Origin of the sequence: Methylobacter sp. sgz302048 (assembly GCF_052162025.1) — a bacterium.
Taxonomy (GTDB): Bacteria; Pseudomonadota; Gammaproteobacteria; order Methylococcales; family Methylomonadaceae; genus Methylobacter.
The window spans coordinates 2,817,667-2,836,010 of the sequence record NZ_CP197401.1 but is presented as its reverse complement, the minus strand read 5'-3'; the positions used below and the strand labels follow the sequence as shown (position 1 = coordinate 2,836,010).

14 protein-coding genes are annotated in these 18,344 nt (G+C 54.6%); 4 read left to right on the top strand and 10 right to left on the bottom strand.

The genetic code is table 11. From position 1 onward, the window contains the following. Positions 1-25: 25 nt before the first annotated feature. The 3 genes from acnB (at position 26) to ACTNE6_RS12900 (ending at position 3,826) form a co-directional block, all read left to right on the top strand. Positions 26-2,596 carry a bifunctional aconitate hydratase 2/2-methylisocitrate dehydratase gene (acnB, locus tag ACTNE6_RS12910; RefSeq protein WP_442497016.1) on the top strand — a complete coding sequence of 857 codons (2,571 nt, stop codon included), beginning with the start codon at positions 26-28 and terminating at the stop codon, positions 2,594-2,596. 94 nt (positions 2,597-2,690) lie between these two features. Continuing rightward, positions 2,691-3,134 (top strand): helix-turn-helix domain-containing protein, encoded by a 444-nt coding sequence (locus tag ACTNE6_RS12905; protein ID WP_268120897.1) that lies wholly within the window; start codon positions 2,691-2,693, stop codon positions 3,132-3,134. After that, positions 3,131-3,826, top strand: a complete 696-nt coding sequence (locus ACTNE6_RS12900; RefSeq protein WP_442496985.1) for an IS630 family transposase — start codon at positions 3,131-3,133, stop codon at positions 3,824-3,826. The genes ACTNE6_RS12905 and ACTNE6_RS12900 overlap by 4 nt, the downstream gene beginning before the upstream one ends. Before the next feature lie 133 nt (positions 3,827-3,959). Here the strand turns inward: ACTNE6_RS12900 and ACTNE6_RS12895 are convergent, their stop codons facing one another. The 4 genes from ACTNE6_RS12895 to ACTNE6_RS12880 form a co-directional block, all read right to left on the bottom strand. Further along, positions 3,960-4,826 (bottom strand): M28 family peptidase, encoded by an 867-nt coding sequence (locus ACTNE6_RS12895; RefSeq protein WP_442497015.1) that lies wholly within the window; start codon positions 4,824-4,826, stop codon positions 3,960-3,962. Between the two features lie 198 nt (positions 4,827-5,024). Next, positions 5,025-8,321 (bottom strand): efflux RND transporter permease subunit, encoded by a 3,297-nt coding sequence (locus ACTNE6_RS12890; protein WP_442497014.1) that lies wholly within the window; start codon positions 8,319-8,321, stop codon positions 5,025-5,027. Further along, positions 8,318-9,412, bottom strand: coding sequence for an efflux RND transporter periplasmic adaptor subunit (locus ACTNE6_RS12885; protein ID WP_442497013.1), 1,095 nt, complete (start codon positions 9,410-9,412; stop codon positions 8,318-8,320). Before ACTNE6_RS12885 ends, ACTNE6_RS12890 begins: the two co-directional genes overlap by 4 nt. A 10-nt stretch (positions 9,413-9,422) precedes the next feature. Continuing rightward, entirely contained in the window at positions 9,423-10,775 is a 1,353-nt protein-coding gene (locus ACTNE6_RS12880; RefSeq protein ID WP_442497012.1) for a TolC family protein, read from the bottom strand. A 140-nt stretch (positions 10,776-10,915) separates the two neighbouring features. On the opposite strand from ACTNE6_RS12880, the gene ACTNE6_RS12875 reads away from it, so the two are divergent. Beyond that, positions 10,916-11,494 carry a TlpA family protein disulfide reductase gene (locus ACTNE6_RS12875; protein WP_442497011.1) on the top strand — a complete coding sequence of 193 codons (579 nt, stop codon included), beginning with the start codon at positions 10,916-10,918 and terminating at the stop codon, positions 11,492-11,494. Here the strand turns inward: ACTNE6_RS12875 and ACTNE6_RS12870 are convergent. From ACTNE6_RS12870 to ACTNE6_RS12845, 6 genes are read right to left on the bottom strand one after another with little or no spacing between them, the layout of a single operon-like run. Beyond that, on the bottom strand, positions 11,491-12,738 hold the full coding sequence (locus ACTNE6_RS12870; RefSeq protein WP_442497010.1) for a peptidylprolyl isomerase: 1,248 nt from the start codon (positions 12,736-12,738) through the stop codon (positions 11,491-11,493). The two genes, ACTNE6_RS12875 and ACTNE6_RS12870, sit on opposite strands and share 4 nt — an antisense overlap. A gap of 60 nt (positions 12,739-12,798) precedes the next feature. Further along, a complete protein-coding gene (locus ACTNE6_RS12865; protein WP_442497009.1) occupies positions 12,799-15,219 on the bottom strand; it encodes a hypothetical protein in 2,421 nt (806 codons plus the stop codon). A 10-nt stretch (positions 15,220-15,229) separates the two neighbouring features. Continuing rightward, on the bottom strand, positions 15,230-15,880 hold the full coding sequence (locus tag ACTNE6_RS12860) for a c-type cytochrome (protein WP_442497008.1): 651 nt from the start codon (positions 15,878-15,880) through the stop codon (positions 15,230-15,232). 2 nt (positions 15,881-15,882) lie between these two features. Next, positions 15,883-17,508, bottom strand: a complete 1,626-nt coding sequence (locus tag ACTNE6_RS12855) for a b(o/a)3-type cytochrome-c oxidase subunit 1 (protein ID WP_194968405.1) — start codon at positions 17,506-17,508, stop codon at positions 15,883-15,885. Further along, the gene (locus tag ACTNE6_RS12850) at positions 17,501-18,034 is read right to left on the bottom strand and encodes a cytochrome C oxidase subunit II (protein WP_442497007.1); all 534 of its coding nucleotides are present in this window, start codon (positions 18,032-18,034) and stop codon (positions 17,501-17,503) included. The genes ACTNE6_RS12855 and ACTNE6_RS12850 overlap by 8 nt, the downstream gene beginning before the upstream one ends. A gap of 16 nt (positions 18,035-18,050) precedes the next feature. Further along, entirely contained in the window at positions 18,051-18,209 is a 159-nt protein-coding gene (locus ACTNE6_RS12845; RefSeq protein WP_194968403.1) for a hypothetical protein, read from the bottom strand. Positions 18,210-18,344 lie beyond the last annotated feature (135 nt).

The following is an 18,344-nucleotide window of genomic DNA, read 5'->3' as shown; positions in this document are numbered from 1 at the left end:
TTTTGATTTATTTACAAGGAGCATCATGCTAGATCAATACCGCAAACATGTAGAAGAACGCGCAGCTGAAGGAATAGTTCCGAAACCGTTGAATGCAGAGCAGGTTGCCGGTTTGGTCGAGCTGATCAAGCAGCCGCCGGCAGGCGAAGAGGCGTTTCTGCTCGATTTGCTGGCCAATCGCGTGCCGCCCGGTGTTGATGAAGCCGCTTACGTCAAGGCTGGATTCCTGGCCGCTATCGCCAAAGGCGAAGTGATCTCACCGATACTCGATGCCGCCAGGGCCACCGAACTGCTGGGCACGATGCTGGGCGGCTACAATATCGCGCCGCTGATCGAATTGCTCGATAACAAGGCTCTGGCGCCGATTGCCGCCAAGGCGCTTTCGCATACCTTGCTGATATTCGACGCCTTCCATGACGTGCAGGAAAAAGCCGAAGCCGGCAATGAATTCGCCCAACAGGTGCTCAAATCATGGGCGGAGGCCGAGTGGTTCACCAGCAAGCCCGACGTGCCTGAAAAACTGACCGTGACGGTTTTCAAAGTCACCGGCGAAACCAATACCGACGACCTGTCGCCGGCGCCTGATGCCTGGTCGCGGCCCGATATCCCGCTGCACGCCAAAGCCATGCTGAAAATGCCCCGGGAGGGCATAACACATGCCGAGCAGCAGATTGAAGAACTGAAAAAGAAAGGCTTTCCGGTTGCCTACGTCGGCGATGTGGTCGGTACCGGCTCATCGCGCAAATCTGCCACCAACTCCGTGTTATGGTTTACCGGCGATGATATTCCGTATGTGCCGAACAAACGCGCCGGCGGCGTCTGCATTGGCGGCAAGATCGCGCCGATCTTTTTTAACACGATGGAAGACTCAGGCGCCTTGCCATTCGAGTGCGATGTGTCGAACATGCACATGGGCGATGTGATCGACATTTATCCGTATCAGGGCGTCGTCAAGCGCCATGACAGCGATGAAGTCATCGCCGAGTTCTCACTCAAAACCGACGTGCTGCTCGATGAAGTCCGCGCCGGCGGCCGTATTCCGCTGATTATCGGTCGCGGCCTGACCGACAAGGCGCGCAAAGTGCTGGGCTTGCCGCCATCGACCGTCTTCCGTCGTCCGGGCAGCCCTGCCGATACCGGCAAAGGCTTCACTCTGGCGCAGAAAATTGTCGGCAAAGCTTGCGGCATGGCCGGCGTGCGGCCTCATGCCTACTGCGAGCCGCGTATGACCACGGTCGGCTCCCAGGATACGACTGGCCCCATGACCCGCGACGAGTTGAAAGATCTGGCCTGTCTCGGTTTTTCGGCTGATCTGGTGATGCAGTCGTTCTGCCATACCGCCGCCTATCCGAAACCGGTTGACGTGGAAATGCAGCATACCTTGCCTGATTTCATCATGAACCGAGGCGGCGTGTCCTTGCGTCCCGGCGACGGCATCATCCATTCCTGGCTGAACCGGATGCTGCTGCCGGACACCGTCGGCACCGGCGGCGATTCGCATACGCGTTTCCCGATCGGCATTTCGTTCCCGGCCGGCTCCGGCCTGGTCGCTTTCGCGGCGGCTACGGGCGTCATGCCGCTGGATATGCCTGAGTCTGTGCTGGTGCGTTTCAAAGGCGAAATGCAGCCCGGCATTACCTTGCGCGATCTGGTCAACGCCATTCCGTACGCGGCGATTCAGCGCGGCCTGCTGACGGTCGAGAAAAAAGGCAAGAAGAACGTGTTCTCGGGCCGCATCCTGGAAATCGAAGGCTTGCCGGATCTGAAAGTCGAGCAGGCGTTTGAATTATCCGACGCTTCGGCCGAACGTTCGGCCGGCGGCTGTACGATTCGCCTGAACGAAGCGCCGATCCGTGAATACATCAATTCCAACATCACGCTGCTGAAATGGATGCTGACTGAAGGCTACGGCGATGCGCGCACGATCGAGCGCCGCATCAAGGCCATGCAGGAATGGCTGGACAATCCGGTATTGCTGGAGCCCGATGCCGATGCCGAATACTTCGAAGTCATCGAAATCGACCTGAATGAAATCAAGGAACCGCTCCTGGCCTGTCCGAACGATCCTGATGACGTCAGACCGTTGTCGGAAGTTGCCGGCACCAAAATCGACGAAGTCTTTTTAGGTTCCTGCATGACCAACATTGGCCATTTCCGCGCCGCCGGCAAACTGCTCGATAAGCATGCCGGGCAGCTGCCGACCCAGCTTTGGGTGTCGCCGCCGACGAAAATGGACCAGTCACAACTGACCGAAGAAGGCTATTACGGCATTTTCGGCAAGTCCGGCGCGCGCATGGAAATGCCGGGCTGCTCGCTGTGCATGGGCAACCAGGCCCGGGTTGCGGACGGCGCGACCGTGGTTTCGACCTCCACGCGCAACTTCCCGAACCGTCTGGGCAATAACGCGAACGTGTATCTGGCCTCGGCGGAACTGGCGGCCGTATGCTCGATTCTAGGCAGAATCCCGACGGTTGAGGAATACATGCAGTTCGCGCGTCAGATCGACGAGACGGCGGCCGATACCTACCGCTATCTGAACTTTGACCGGATCAAAGCTTATCGGGAAAAGGCCGAAGCTGTAGAGACAGACAAGTAATTGCTGTAAATTATGACTAGTGCACTGCCAACGCTAAGAATATGGGCTACCTAAAACTGTCTAATAGGCTTCTTTCCCAAACCGGAGACGAGACATGCCCAAGAAATACATTGTCCGCCTGAGCGATACGGAACGTCATCATCTTCAAGAGGTGATCAAAAAACTTCAAGGCAGCTCACAAAAAGTCCGGCGTGCGCAGATTCTGTTCAAGGCCGATGCGAATGGCCCGGGTTGGACAGACCAGCGGATTGCGGAGGCCTACGCATGCCGGATCAACACGGTCGAAAAGATCCGCCAGCGCTTTGTCGAAGAGGGCTTTGAACGGGCGTTGGAAGGCCGAAAACGCGAGTATCCGCCGACCCCGAGGTTATTGGACGGGGCACAGGAAGCGCGCATTATCGCCACGCGCTTGGGATCGCCGCCGGCAGGCTATGCGCGCTGGAGCCTGCGGCTGTTGGCCGGGCGCGTCGTGGAACTGGGGATTGTAGACGCCATCAGCCATGAGACCGTCCGCAAGCTGATTAAAAAAACGGCATGACGCAGCGGGCGATTGCCTATTGGGTGATTCCGCCCGAGCAGGACGCCGAATTTGTGGCTGCAATGGAAGAGGTGCTGGACGTGTATGCGCGACCGTATGAGGCCGCGCATCCGGTCCTTTGCATGGACGAACAACCGATACAGTTGATCAAAGAGACCCGTACGCCACGACCGGGGACGCTGACGCAGCCGCCACGGGTCGATTACGAATACGAGCGTGCCGGCACCGCCAGCTTGTTCCTGTTTACCGAGCCGTTAGTCGGATGGCGCGAGGTGACGGCCCGCCCTCAGCGCACCAAAGCAGATTGGGCCAAAGAAGTGGCCCGCTTGCTGGAAGGGCGTTATGCCCAGTGTCCCGTGGTGACGCTGGTGAGCGACAATCTCAACACCCATACCAAAGGAGCCTTTTATGAGGTCTTCGAACCCGAACGTGCCCGCAACCTCGTACGGCGGATCAAGTTTTGCCAGACGCCCAAGCATGGCAGTTGGTTGAATATCGCTGAAAATGAGTTGAGTACCCTGACCCGACAGTGCCTGGCGCATCGAAGGTTCGGTGACATGGAAACCTTACGGACTGAAATTAGCGCCTGGTCGAGCTCTGTTAATAGCAAACAACGCGGTGTCGATTGGCAGATGAAAGTGGACGATGCACGAACGAAACTGAAATCCATTTACCCTAAAATTAAGCTGTGACAATGCACTAGGGCACGCATCGCGTACCTTTTCAGAGTCAACAAACTTTGAAAAAGGTATGCGGTGCATACCTACGGGGTTTAACAGCAGCGAAGCGTCCCGAGTCGAATGAATTCGACCCTACAGCTTGTTATTAACCCGTCAGCGAAGCCAACATCAAAAACAACCCCTGAGTCATTCTGGCAAATGGCTCATAATCGAGCTTATCGGACGTATCTTCAGGCGCATGGTAATAAGGGTACCGATAGAGAGCCGTATCAGTCACCATAAACGCCTTATAACCGTGCCGCCAGAACGACGAGTGATCGCTCCAGGAGACGCCCGGCACTATTTCCGGGGCCGCAATCGTTTCCAGGGGAAAATCGGTCGATGCGGAAAAGGCCCTGGCGCTTTCGAGCATGACGCCTCGAGATTTCAGGTTGGCAACAAAGGCGATGAAATTGCCTGTATCGGGATAGAAGTGCTTGAGCAAAGGCGGGTAGGTCTGGCTGCCCGGACTGTTCCTGTAGCAAGCGATGGTTTCCAGCGCGATCATGAAGCGTATCGGTTCGCGGCGCTGCCTGGCGGCTTTGGCGTAAACCATGCTGCCCATCTCATGGCCGTAGAAAAAAGGCGGCTCTTCATTAACAAAGGCGACAAAACGAATGCTGGTATCGGGCTGAATCTCTCGGAACAGACGCGACAGCTCTAATAAGGCCGCGATGCCGCTGCCATTATCGTTGGCGCCGGGACTGCCGATGACTGAATCATAATGAGCGCCTACCAAAATGTATTTGCCGCTCCGGCTTTTGCCTTCACAGGTAATTTCAAGATTGGCGCGTTCAACGCCTCGATCAACATAAACAAGTGGCCGGACTTCATAGCCTTGTTTGTGCCATTCTTCGGTAATGTATTGCGCGGCAGCACTCAGAGCCTGCGGATGAAATATATTGCGCTGCCCAATCTCACCGGCAAGTTTGTAAACATGCGTTCGTAATCGTTCTGCGGATATTTCAGCCATGTTTTATGGACAGTGACAGAGGCGATCAGTTTAACTATTTTCTGCCACCGCTAAAGCTGGTCAGATTTCCTTGCTTTTATGCGCCAGTTTATGGGTGGATTCTCGCAATTATGAGGCCAAAAATACTACAAGAGGCACGAAGTTTTTGACTTGATCTGCGTGCCTCTGGAAGCTATTGCCTAGCGTCGGAAGTTGATTCTACAGTTCCGTCTCTATATTCAGCTCTTTAGGCTTATTCCTTTTGATCAGGAAATAAACCACCGGAATCACGACCAGCGAGAACAGCGTGGAAGCCACGATGCCGAAGATGAAGCTCCAGGCCAGCCCCGAAAAGATCGGGTCCAGCACGATGATGGCGGAACCGAACACGGCCGCGGCGGCGGTCAGGAAGATCGGCGTCAGGCGTATCGCGCCGGCTTCTATTAGGGCTTCCGGCAGCGTCGTTTCGGCGTCGCGGTTGTAGGTACGCTCGATGAAGTCGATCAGGATGATCGAGTTTCTGACCACGATGCCGGCCAGCGCAATCATGCCGATCATGGCCGTGGCCGTGAAATAGATCGGCGTGGCATAGCCCGCTACCGGTTCCGTGAACAGGTTCAGCAGCCAGAAACCGGGCATGATGCCGATGATGGTCAGCGGGATCGCGATCATCATGACCAGCGGAATGCCCAGTGAGCCGGTCTGGCCGACCAGCAGCACGTAGATCATGACCATGGCCGCGGCAAAGGCTAGCCCTAAGTCGCGGAAGACGTCAACGGTGATTTTCCATTCGCCTTCGCCGGCCATGTCGGCCGAGTAACCTTCTGGCAGAGGGTTCTCGTCGAAGTAGTCGAACATATCCAGTATCGCTTCAACAGGACTGCGGCCGGCCATTTCAGCGGTTACATAAGACAGCCGTTGCAGGTTTTTATGGTAGATGGTCGGATCGCCTGACTCGACGGTCATCGTGCCGATTTCACCCAGCGGCACTAAGTGCCCCTGGTCTGACTTAACGCGCAATGAGAGCAGGTCAGGCAGGGTCGAACGGATGGCACGGGGCAGTTGCAGATAGATTTCCAGTTGCTTGCGTTCGGTCATGACATGCACGGAACCCGCTGGCGCCCCTTGCAGCGCCAGCTGCAGAGTTTGGGCAACCTGGGCTACGGTAATGCCGTTCAGGGCCGCTTTCTCGCGGTTTACGCGGAAGTGTATCTTTTCATGCTCGGCATCGACCATGTCATCAACATCAACCACGCCTTCGGCCTGGGTCAATGCGCCTTTGATACGGTTGGAAACATTGACGATGTCCTTATAGGTCGCTTCAGGCGGACCGTACACTTCGGCGACCACGGTCGACAGCACGGGCGGGCCGGGCGGCAGCTCGACTATTTTAAGTTTGGCGCCGTATTCTTTGCCGATGCGCTCGACTTCAGGCCGTATGCGCAGGGCGATATCGTGCGATTGATGTTCGCGGTGCTCCTTGTCGATCAGGCTGATGCGCATCTCGCCGACATAGCTGCCCTGGCGAAGATAGTAATGACGGACCATGCCGTTGAAATCCATCGGCGAGGCGAGGCCGATGTAGGATTCATAATCGGTCACTTCATTGACGGTGGACAGGTAGCGGCCTAAGGCCCGGGCAACCTCGTCGGTCTGCTCCAGCGTCGAGCCCTTGGGCATGTCGATGACCAGTTGCAGCTCATTTTTGTTGTCGAACGGCAACAGCTTGAGCGGCACGGCACGAGTGACGGCCAGCAGAGCGGAGGCGATAAAGGCGATAATAATGATGCCGATAAACAGCCAGGCGCGCCGTGGCGAAGCCACCAGTGGAGTCAGGATTTTATTATAGATGCGGTAACTGGCGCTTTTTTTCAGCTCGAACGGTTCGCCGTGATCCTTGCCGTAGTCGCCTTTCAGCAGACGGTAGCTGGCCCACGGCGTCACGGTGAAGGCGATGATCAAAGACATCAGCATCGCGATAGGCACGTTGAAGGCCATCGGCGCCATGTAAGGCCCCATCATGCCGGTGATAAAAAACATCGGGATGAAAGACAGGATAACGGCAAACGTCGCGAGAATGGTCGGCGGCCGGACTTCGTCGACGGCTGTCAGCAGTGCGCGCAGCGGCGGCTCCTTGCGCAGCTTGTAATGGCGGTGGATGTTTTCGACGTCGACGATCGGGTCGTCGACCAAAAGGCCCAGCGACAGGATCAGCGCAAACAGCGTGACGCGGTTGATGGTATAGCCGAAGATCAAGTCCAGCAGCAGCGTGACGGCGAAAGTCATCGGCACGGCGATGGAAACGATGAACGACTCTTTCAATCCCAGGCTTAACGCCAGCAGCACGATGATGGTCAGGATCGCGATGCCTAAGTGCTTGACCAGTTCGTTGACCTTATGGTCGGCCGTTTCGCCGTAATTGCGGGTGATAGTCACGAGCAGATCATCGGGAATCAGGGTGCCGCGCAGTTCCTCGGTGGCTTTGATGACGTCCTCGGCGACGCTGACGGCATTGCTGCCTTTGCGCTTGGCGATGGCGATCGTCACCATTTGTCTTTCCTCGCCGGCCTGAGGCTGATCGCCTACCGCCTTGCCGACCGTGCGCATGTGTTCGGCGGCGGGGCCGAAGCCGATGCGCGTGTAATGCTGCACATCGGCCGGGCCGTCCTCGATGCGCGCAACATCGCGCAGATAGACGATGCGGCCATCGATGCTTTTAATGACCGTCGAGGCCACTTCTTCAGGCGTTCGATAGAAAGGGCCGGCTTCCAGCAGGATTTCGCGGTTGTTATGCTCGAAGACGCCGGCCTGCACGTTGATGTTGGCCTGCATCAGCGCCTGTTTGATTTCCAGCAGGGTCGTGTTGCGCGAAGCCAGTTTGCCCGGATCGGGATAGACGGAAATGCGCCGCGGCGGCGCGCCGACCACCCAACTCTTGCCGACGTTTTCAACTGTACGCAGCCGTTCGATCACTTCATCGGCAATGCGCCGCAGACTCATGGCGTCGTAGAGCTGGTTTTGCGGCGACAGGGTCAGCAATACGATCGGCACGTCGTCGATTTCCACAGGCTTTACAACCCAGTTGGTCACGCCGGCCGGTATGATGTCCTGATTGGCAAATAGTTTGTCACGGGTTTTGATGACGCTGTTTTCGCGGTTTTCGCCGACAAAATAGCGGACTGTGATCACGGCTTCGCCGGGCCTGGACATCGAATACACGTATTCCACGCCGTCGATTTGCCGTAACAGGACTTCCACCGGCGTTGTGACCAGTTTTTCCACTTCTTCACTGCTGGCGCCCGGATATTGCACGAATACGTCCATGACCGGCACGATGATCTGAGGGTCTTCTTCGCGCGGCGTCAGCACCAGCGCCGCTGCACCGGCCAGCAGGGAAATGATGAGAAACAGCAGCGACAGTTGCGAGGTAGTAAACAGCCTGACGATACTGACCGTGAAGCTGTCTTTTTTTTCAGGCTCGGCCGGTTGGACCGCCTTGGGTTGATGCTCGCTCATTCTGGTGAACCGTTATTGATCAGTATGGTTTCGCCGTCGCGCAGGCCGGACAGGACTTCGATTTGATCGCCGTATTGCTTGCCGGTGCGGATATGGCGTGTATAAATATGATTGTCTTTAACGATGGTGACCGCTTCGAGCTGGCCATAGTGCAGCACGGCGGATGCCGGTATCAGGATGGCGTGATGCTCTTCGGTGCAGTTCAGCAGCAGCCAGCCCAGCAGGCCGGGTTGCAGCCCTTCAGTCTTTGGCAGCGCGGCTTTGACCAGCTGGGTTCGCGTTTCTATATCGATCTGAGGAGTGATCTCATCGATTTTTGCTTTTAAAATCTTATCCAGGGCATCGATGCGTACATCAACTTCCATGCCGGTACGGATGCGGCCGGCGCAGAAATTCGGAATTGCGACTTCCAGACGCAAATCCTCGGGTTTTTGCAGAATAACGATAGGCTCGCCCGCCAACCCCATGTCGCCCGGTTCTTTCAGCCGCTGGGAAATGATGCCGTCAAAAGGCGCGCGCAGATTGTTTTCGCCTAGGGAGATGCGCAACTGCTCAACGGCGTTGGCGGCCTGTTTGACATTGGCCTGCGCGGCTCTGGAACGGGCAATGACGGCGTCGTAATTCTCGCGCGTGGCGGCCTGTTTTTCATAAAGGACTCGGGTTCTCTTTTCGTCGGCAACCGCTTGAGCGGCTTGCGCTCTGGCCGCCGCCAGGCGCGCCTGGGCTTCGTTCAGGCTTGCCGTTGCTTCACGTTCGTCCAGCCTGGCCAGTACCTGGCCTTTTTTGACGCTGTCGCCGGCATTGACTTCAATGCCGATGATGCGGGCCGTGTATTTGGGCGCTATCTTGGCGACCGTACGCGAACGGATCGTGCCGGGCCAGAACTGGACATCATCGGTCTTGCTCTGGCCGACAGTCAGTGTTCGGGCGTTGGGCGGAACCGGCCGGGCCGCAATCTCCTGCGTGCCCGGTTCTACTTTATCACCGGCGCCGATAAGGCCCAGCGCATAAAGAATGACCAGGATAAGCCCTATGATGGCGGCGGCCGGGATAAGCCATTTGCGCTTCGTGGCCGAATTGTGATCTGTCATAAAGAGTCCTTTATTTCCAATTACCTAATGCTTTATTGAGTTCGGCTTCCGCCTGCAGGGCATCGTAACGGGCGGCGATGACGCGTGAATTGGCTTCGTCGCGCGCGACTTCGCTTTCAATATAGCGTGTGATGGTGACGACATCGGCCTGGCGCTGCTCGCTGACGAGACGGAAAGCTTCTTCCGCGGACGCGACCGAAACGGTTGTGACTTTGACCCGGTCCAAGGCCTCCTGAAGCTTCAGATAGGCGGTTTTAACGTCATTTTCGATGTCGAGCTGTATTTTTCGGGCGATTTTTTGGGCTTCCGCAAGTTGCCTTTCAGCTTTTTTCACATTCTCGCTGGTGCGAAAACCCGAGAAGACGTCCACTTCGACCTGGACGCCGGCCGTGACATTGTCGCGACTGGTCGAATAATCGAGGTTCTTGCTGTCGGAGCCGTAGCTGAGATAAGCATCAGCTTTGGGCAAGTGAGCGCCTTTGGCGGCGCTGAGCTTGCGTTCGGCAATTTCAACCTGTTTTTGGGCCGCTTCAGCTTCCGGCCGTTGCGCGATAGCCTGAGCCAGCAGCGTTGCAAAGGGCTTGTCGAGCTGCGGCAGTTGCCAGGATGAAGCCTCGGCAATAGCAAACGGATCTCCGGCATTGATGCCCATCAGGGTTTTGAGCCCGCTTTGGGCCAGTTCTATGGCATTGGCAGCCCGGATTTCGGCATCCTGAGCTTCGGCCAGTTGCACTTCCAGCGACAGCACATCGGATTTAAGAACCGTTCCGGCCTCAAAGCGCGTGCGGCTTTGTTCCAGCTCACTTTTGACGGCGTCAATGGAGCGCTGGGCGACTTTATGCGCTTCCTTGGCGGCCAGTACACCGTAAAACGCCGAAGTGACCGACTGGATCAATTGGTTGCGAGTCGCCGATTCCTCGAGCGTTGCCGCATCCACGCCCAGCTCGGCGGCTATTTTGTTTTGATAATCCTGGCCGCCGTTAAAAAGAGAATAGGTGGCGATCACTTCCGGACGATAGTTGTCGACGCCGCCAGGATGGTTGAAGTCAGTACCGCCGAAATCCAGCCGCCGCTGCGAGATGATCATGCTGAACGCGCGGGCAGGGTTGTCGGAATGCTCATAGGACAGCCGCGCTTTCACTTGCGGATAAAAACTGGCCCGTGCTTCGCCTAATTGGGCCTCAGCCTGCGCAATACGCTCGTGCATGACCTGCAAGCTCGGATTATTGTCCAGTGCGTAATTGACAGCCTGTTCGAGGGTATAGTAGGTATTGTTTTCGGCGACTGCCGTGACGGAATAGCCAACGCTATTCAATAATAAGGCCGTAGCGGCGGCGGTAGCGCATTTTGATAGATCAAACATTGTGTGTGCCGTTTTTTTGTTGTTATTTCCAGTTGGAAAATCAGCCTAAGATACATTTTAGTATATTAGTAAAAGTTAATGTAGTCTATTAACTCTGCTTCCCATTGTCCTAAACTACCCATTTGTTAATGCATAACATTATGATTGAATTCGATAAAAAAGATAAATTGGCTGTTAAATTGTGCATGGGCATTGCCGCAGTGCTGTCAGGCAGTATAAGTTTTTCCATGCCTGCTAAAGCCGCCCAGGCCGAAAATGGCAAACCCGTGAACAAAGCCTGGGCTTTGCCGTCTTTAATACTGAATGACCTCGATGGAAAAGAGCATAAACTGAATGACTGGCGCGGCAAAGTCATCATGATGAATTTCTGGGCAACCTGGTGCGGGCCGTGTCAGATTGAAATTCCGCATTTCATGAAATACCAGCAAAACTTTGCCGGGCAGGGACTGCAGATCATCGGCATCGGTCTTGATGAGGCGCAAAAATTACGCAACTATGCCCGCACCCTGGGTATTAATTATCCAGTTTTGCACGCCGGCCCCGAGCGGCATCATGCATTGTTGACTCAATGGGGCGACCCGTCAGGCGTCCTGCCTTTTACCGTTATCATTGACCGTGAAGGCCGATTGGTCTTTAAGGAAATCGGCGTATTCGATGACGAGGCATTCGAAACGATCGTAAAACCATTACTTGAGCAACCCATTGTGCTCAAGCCTTAAATATGATCTTGTATTTGCCAATCCAGCGGATATTTTGTCATAACCTGTTCCAGATAAGCTGTCATTTTCTCGGCGATCAGCGCTTGTTTGATCCGGTCTTTTATGGCGGCAAATTCTTTATGCTCGGCAGGCTTGCGGTCCACGATCATGACCAGATGCCAGCCTTTGGGCGTCTGAATAACGTCGCTGACCTGATTGTCAGGCAGTTTTTTCAAGGCCTGTTCAACCGCATCGAAACCGCTGCCTTCCTGCAACCAGCCCATATCGCCGGCATGCTCGCGGCCATAGGGATCAATACTGTACTCGGCCGCCAGTTTGAACAGGCTTTCACCGGCCAGGATGCGCCGGCGCAATGCTTCGGCCTGTTCTTTTGAGACCGCGACAAGCTGGCCGATTTGTCTGCGCTCGGGTACGTAGCCGATGTTCGGATGTTTCCGGAAATAATTGAGCAATGTCTTGTCATCAGGTATCCATTGCTGTTCCTGCTCCGCCAATAGCATTTTTGTGCTTAGATAATGGCCGTAATCGGCCATTTGCTCTTCGACGTTAATGCCTTCGGCCACTGCCGCACGCGCCAGAACCATCAGCTCCAGCCATTCGTTTACTCGGTTTTTTATTTGTTGAGAATCTGCGTTAGCGCCGCTTTGCGGCGGTACCAGATCGGCATATCTGATAGTGTAGCCGGTAGCTTCCGCCAGTACTGTATCGGCTTTTGCATTTTTATCCAGGCGCTCGAAGTAAGTTTTGATCCGGGCTTGCTGTTTAAACTCGGCAATGCGCTTTTCCTTTAATGCCTTGAATTGCTGGGCGATATACGAGGCCCGGGCCGCGGCGAGCGCATCAGTGTTGTTTTTTAAATCGCTTTTCAGCTGGCTTTCCAGCTTGCCCGGAACGCTGATTTGATCGCGAAGATGCGCTAAATAACGTTGAGCCAGCAGCGAAGTGCGGAAATTGCTCATTTCCTGTTTATAGGCCTGCGTTTCAGTCTTGCCCAAAGCGACGGCTTCCTGATAAAGCGCTTCCGATCTGGCCAGCCGCATCAGCATATCGCCGCGCAGGTAAGCCTGATCTTTTTCATCCATAGCCGGAAACTGGCTGGCGAAAGGCGCCGCATTCATGGCTTTTTCCAGTTGCTGCTCGGTAACCTGGCCGCTGCCGACTTTGACTAACACGGTGTCGGCTACGGCGGCGCCGCAGAGTGTGCAGGACAGCCAGAATAATAAGCTGATCTTTTTTAAAGGCATAAAAACTGTCTCATCTAGGCATTAGTGACGGCAGGGCAAGGCCCTGCCGGCGTTTTGCAGCTATTTGGGGTTTTTACCGCCCAAATCAGGCGCATTGGCATGTATCCAGCTGATTGCTGCATCCAGGTCATCCTTGATTTTCTTGCCGTTCCAGGTGAGCGCTTCCGCGACAACCGGCACGCCGAACTTGTTCGTCTGATGGCAGGTGGCGCACAACAGCGGACCGTGGCTGCCGTCCGGATTGTATTGCGGCGCCTGTTTATAGGTTGTCGGGTCGACTACCGGCGTTACTGGAAATAAACCATGGATAGATTCATGGCAAGACTGGCAGGCAAGGCCGGCATGTCCTTTCGAATAACGCATCAGGCTGTATTTGCCGGGCTGATTGATAGGGAAAGCCACGCCCCCCTGGCTTTCAACATAAGGCGGGGCGTGGCAGTCGGCGCAATGCGGCTCGCCCGGCGACAGCCAATAATCCCGGCCATGTGATGCCGCATCATAGGAGACGGCCGTGACACCGTTTGCCTCTTCCGGAACGGTCAGTTTGGACATTTGCACGGAAGGATTGGGCGACAATATCGAGACATTGGCATCACCGTCTTCATCCTTGTGGATTAGCGGCTTGCCGTCTTTGGTAGCGATGACGGCAATGTCAGGCACCATGTGATTTTTAGCCCAGTTTTTCAGAATGCCGGACTTGTCAGGTGTATCATGCCCGTCTTTATCAAGCACTACTTTGGGATCCAGATACTGCTCTTCGAGTGTTCTGCGATCAACGCCTATCGCCTTGGCGATATCATCCAGCGACTGATTGCGGATGGTTTTGCCGGTTTGTTTAAAGGCATTTTCCAGATCATCGCGTTGATATAATTCTCTGGACAGTTGGGTATGGCAGTTCGTGCACCAGACGCCGTTGCCGCCTTCGCCGGTACCGATTTTGGAGACATTGGTCTGTATCCATTTACCGATTTCATTCAGATGTTCGGGTGTGCCGGCGCCGTCTTTCTCCTTGTCGGGATTGGAGTGGACGTCGCGACTGGCAAAACAGCCGCCTTTGGAGTCGCGGTTATCGGATGAGGCATAAAAGTTCTTGCCGTCCGGCGTGATGGCATAGCCGTCCATAGAGCCGTCCTGCCTGTGCGAAGGATGACAACCGGCGCAAGTGCCGGTGCGTCCGTGCGAATCAGGCATGGGTCGGATGGTCTGATGGAGCCGGTGCAGGGCTTCCGAGAGAGGCATGATCGGTGTGTCGTTTTCAACTTTCTGACCGCCTGATATCACTTCAGTGACACCTTTCGATTGCAGCACGCCTATGACGTTATCGGCATGACATTGCTGACATAAAACCGGATCAGCGCCAAGACGGTTTTGAGTGTCACGGCTGGCGGGATTGTATTTGGCCGTAAACTGGGTGCCGTGGCGAGCATCGTGGATCTGTAAAATGGAAATGGAAGTGGCTTTTAAGTCGGCCATGTAATCGCTGGCACCCAGGCCTTTCCAGAACGCTTTTTCCTGTTTATATAAATTGAAGGTGTTGCCATTGGCATTTTCATTGGCATGACAGTTGGCGCAATTCGGTACATCGATCGGATTGGTGCCGATGAATTTCACGGGCTTGCCGGAATGACTGTCAATGACGGGCTGGTTGGTTTTGGCGTCGACCAGTCCTACCCAGGCTTCCTGATAAGGCCGAATGTCGCTTTCCACAATTTCAAGCGGGCTTTTTTTCACCATGTCATCATAGAAAGGCGTCAGCGGCAAGCCTAGCGCATCCCAGATGCCTGGATCGGTCAGCATGATAGGCACATTGTCCAATACGGGCGATTTGGTATAGACAACGGTGCCGTCCTCGCCCGTGTAGTGCAGGTGGCCGCCTCTCATGGGGCTTGGGACTGCCGCGCCGGCCGGACCCATGTCGCGCGGGATCGGTATCTCGATGCCGACCCGTTTCTTCTCGCTGTCCTTGCTGGTTTGGCCGGGATTGCTGCCTTTCAGATCCTTATAAATATACAGATGCGTAAAATAAGCGTTGGCGACATTCTCGTTATTGCCGTATTTGCCGTCATGATTGACGTCATACGGTATGTTCCAGTAAGCCAATTTGGTACCTTCTGAATAGGTGTTGCCGACATGGCCATACTCAAGTTTCATGCGCTTGTCGCCATCGACCAGCACGGTCGGATCGTTCGGGTCGGCGCCCAGTAAGCGCGGAAACTGATTCGGCGCGCCGGACGTTTTGATGACCTGGCTTTGAATGGAATTATAAGGCGGCAAAACACAGCAATAGGAAAAGTCAAACCCGGTGCAGTGCATGCCCAGTTCATAGTTGATAGTGATGTTGTAATCGTTCTTCGGTTTCCGTTCATTCTCCTTAAAGGTTTTGATAGTGTCCGCTTGGGGCGCTTTCTGGGCGAGGGCCGGCATAGCCGGCAGGCTGCCTGTCAGTACGGTGGTTAACAGACCTGCATGAAATAGGTTCATAGTCTCACCATCACTGCAATTGCTGGTAATATTGCGCAAGCTCTTGTATTTCTGTATCGCTTAACTGCTGGCTGAGTATGCGCATACGGCTGTATATGTCGTTGTGGCGTTCACCGTTTTTATAGGCCTTGAGCGTGGCGGCAAAATATTCAGCCTGTTGACCCGCCAAGGCGGGTATATCCATTCTTTCACCTTCACCGTCTGAGCCATGGCAGGTATAACAGGGCGGCAGGGTGCGTTTGCCGTCACCTTCGGAAACCAGCTGCTCGGCAATTTCCAGATCTTTCTTGCCGGTTTTATTCTTGGGCAGCGGCAGGGAACTGTACCAGGCGGCCATATCGGCCATATCCTGATCACTTAGTCCTGCAGCGATTGAAGTCATGAGCGTGTGGGTGCGCTGGCCGGTTTTATAGTCCTGTAACTGTTTATAAGTATAGGTTGCCAATTGGCCCGCTAGCGAGGGAAACTCCGGTGCTGAACTGACACCGTTATCACCATGGCAACCGGCGCACTGCGCGGCCAATTCCTTGCCGTTTTTGCTGTTGCCCTGCTTTATGAAATTCAGTTTATCAGGCGTCCAGGCAACTTGAGACGAGGGCTGGGCATGTGCAAGGCTTGCAGCAAAAAGACCCAACAATGCTGTTTGAATCATTTTATTCATGATTAATACCCCCATCCGCTTGATTCGAACGTGTCCATAATAAAGAACTGAAGAATAGGGTAGCCGAAGCTAATGAACATGAAGGCTGCAATGACCCAGTTCCAGATCTTGAAGTCATTCAGAAACTCGGGCAGATTATTGACCGGATAAATCGGGTCGGCGTATTCGATTTTGCCTGTATAGGCTTCAGTTACAGGATTCAACTGGGTCTTCACGAGGTTATAGACAAACAGGCAGGCTGATCCTAGCATTATCAGTCCGCCCACTATCATAGCCAGCTCAAACGTATCCCAGGCCAGCGTCAGCGGGCTGTTGTATTGAACGCTGGAAATGCGCCGAGGCTGGCCTAATAAGCCCAGGATATGCCAGGGCGTCGTCAGGACAACCATGCCGATAAACCAGGTCCATAATTGCAGCAAGGCCATATTGTTCGAGAACAGCGGCTTGCCCGTCAATATCGGCCAGAAATAATAGGCGACGGCAAAGTACATGATCACGGTCGTGCCGGCAAATATCAGATGGAAATGGCCAGGGACCCAGGCGGTATTATGAATCATGGCGTTCATGGCATAACTGGCATTGATGATGCCGCCGAAACCGCCCAGTATCAGCATCAGCAAGCCTAGAATCATGGCCAGCACCATCGAGTTGCGCCAGGGCAGGGCGCCGATCCAGCCGAACAAGCCTTTGCCGCCTCGCAGTCTGCCGGCTATTTCCAAGGAAGCAAGCACAGCAAAGGCGGTCAATAAAGTCGGCAAGGTCACGATGAAAGTGCCGACGCCGTGCAATAACTTCCAGCCTTTGGCCTGTTCCGGGTCCATATACAGATGATGGAAGCCAATCGGCAGGCTGAAAACGACCAGCACAATAAAAGCGACTCTGGCCATTTCATCACTCAGTATATAGCTGCCCGCCTGCTTGGGCACCAGCACATAAAAGGCCGTATAAGCGGGAATCAGCCAGAAATAAACGATAGGATGCAAGGTCCAGGCAAACAGCGTACGCGCCAGGCCGGGATCGACCGTATCCATCCAGCCGAAAGCCCATGGGAGGATTTGGAACAGGACTTCGGCAGCAACGCCGACACTGGTCCACAGCCACAAATAGGCGTTGGCCACGGTTGAAAACATTGCCAGAGGCACAGGCTGGCCGGGGTTGGCCTGTTTCCACTGCCGCATCATGACAATCATGATCACGCACCAGATCCAGGAGCCGGCGAGCAATAAAGTCGCGCCGACATAAAACAGCGTATGCGCCTTTATCGGTGGATAGAAAGTATAAAGTACGGAAGCCGATCCGGTCAGCAGCGGTATGGCCGCCAGAACCGTGCCCAGCAGGGAAACACCGAAGCCGGTCCAGGCCCACTTGATATTCCATACCGGCTGATTGAGACTGGTCGTGGCTATGTAATAGCCGAATCCGGGCACAAAAAAAATGGTGAGAACGTAAGCCATCAACACGCCGTGGCTGCTGACCGCGGCAAAATAAACCGGAGCCGACTCAATCAGCGGCAGAAAACCGCTGCGTTCCAGAACCTGATAAGCGCCCATGAAGGAGGCGATAAGGAATGCTCCGAAAGCAATCCACATGTGGCTTAACGCCAGTTTTTTTTCTTCCGCATCATTCATGGCTGCGGCCTCCTTTAGACGTTGTTTTTACCGGCGCGGCCCAGTGTTCTTTGGCGACAACTGTAATATTGGCCCACATGTGGTCATGGCCCATGCCGCAATATTCATTGCACAGCAGCGGATAATTGCCGGGTTTCGGAAAGTCCGTCTTCAACTCTGCAACATAGCCTGGCAGTATCATGGTATTCATATTGGTCATCGGCAAATGGATGCCATGCAAGACATCCATGCTGGCCCAACGGAACGTCAGAGGCGTGCCGGAAGGCACGGTAACCTGCTTGGGGTAAAAGCCGTAACGCCCTGCCACTATCCTGACCATGATATTGCCTTTGTCGTCGACCTGAACGCCAAGATTATCTTCAGCGAATTCTTCGCTCAGATGCAGGCGGGCTGAATCGATGGTTTCAACATGACTGGGAGGATTAATGTGATGAACCAGAGCATCTATCACGATGATGGCGGTCAGCAGGCCGACTATGGCCAGGATTACATAGCCCCATTTCTTTTCCAACGGATCGATATGCATAAGATCACCTTATAATCTATAGCGAATCTATAGCGCCACGCGGCAGAAATACGCCGTAATAAAGAAATAGCCAGGCTGCAACCATGCCGGCGCTAACGATAAGCATCAGCGCCCAGGTGCCGACAGGCGGGCTTTTGATGATTTTTTCCCGCTCTTCTTCGCTTAATTGACTCATAGCTTCTCCTCAGTTTTTATTGTTATTGGGGTCTGGTGCAATGCTGGAGATTCAGCCGGTCCGGCAGATGAATCGGATATTTGTCGGAAACTAGCAATATCGAATGTAATTACGAAACAGATGAAAAGTCAACTT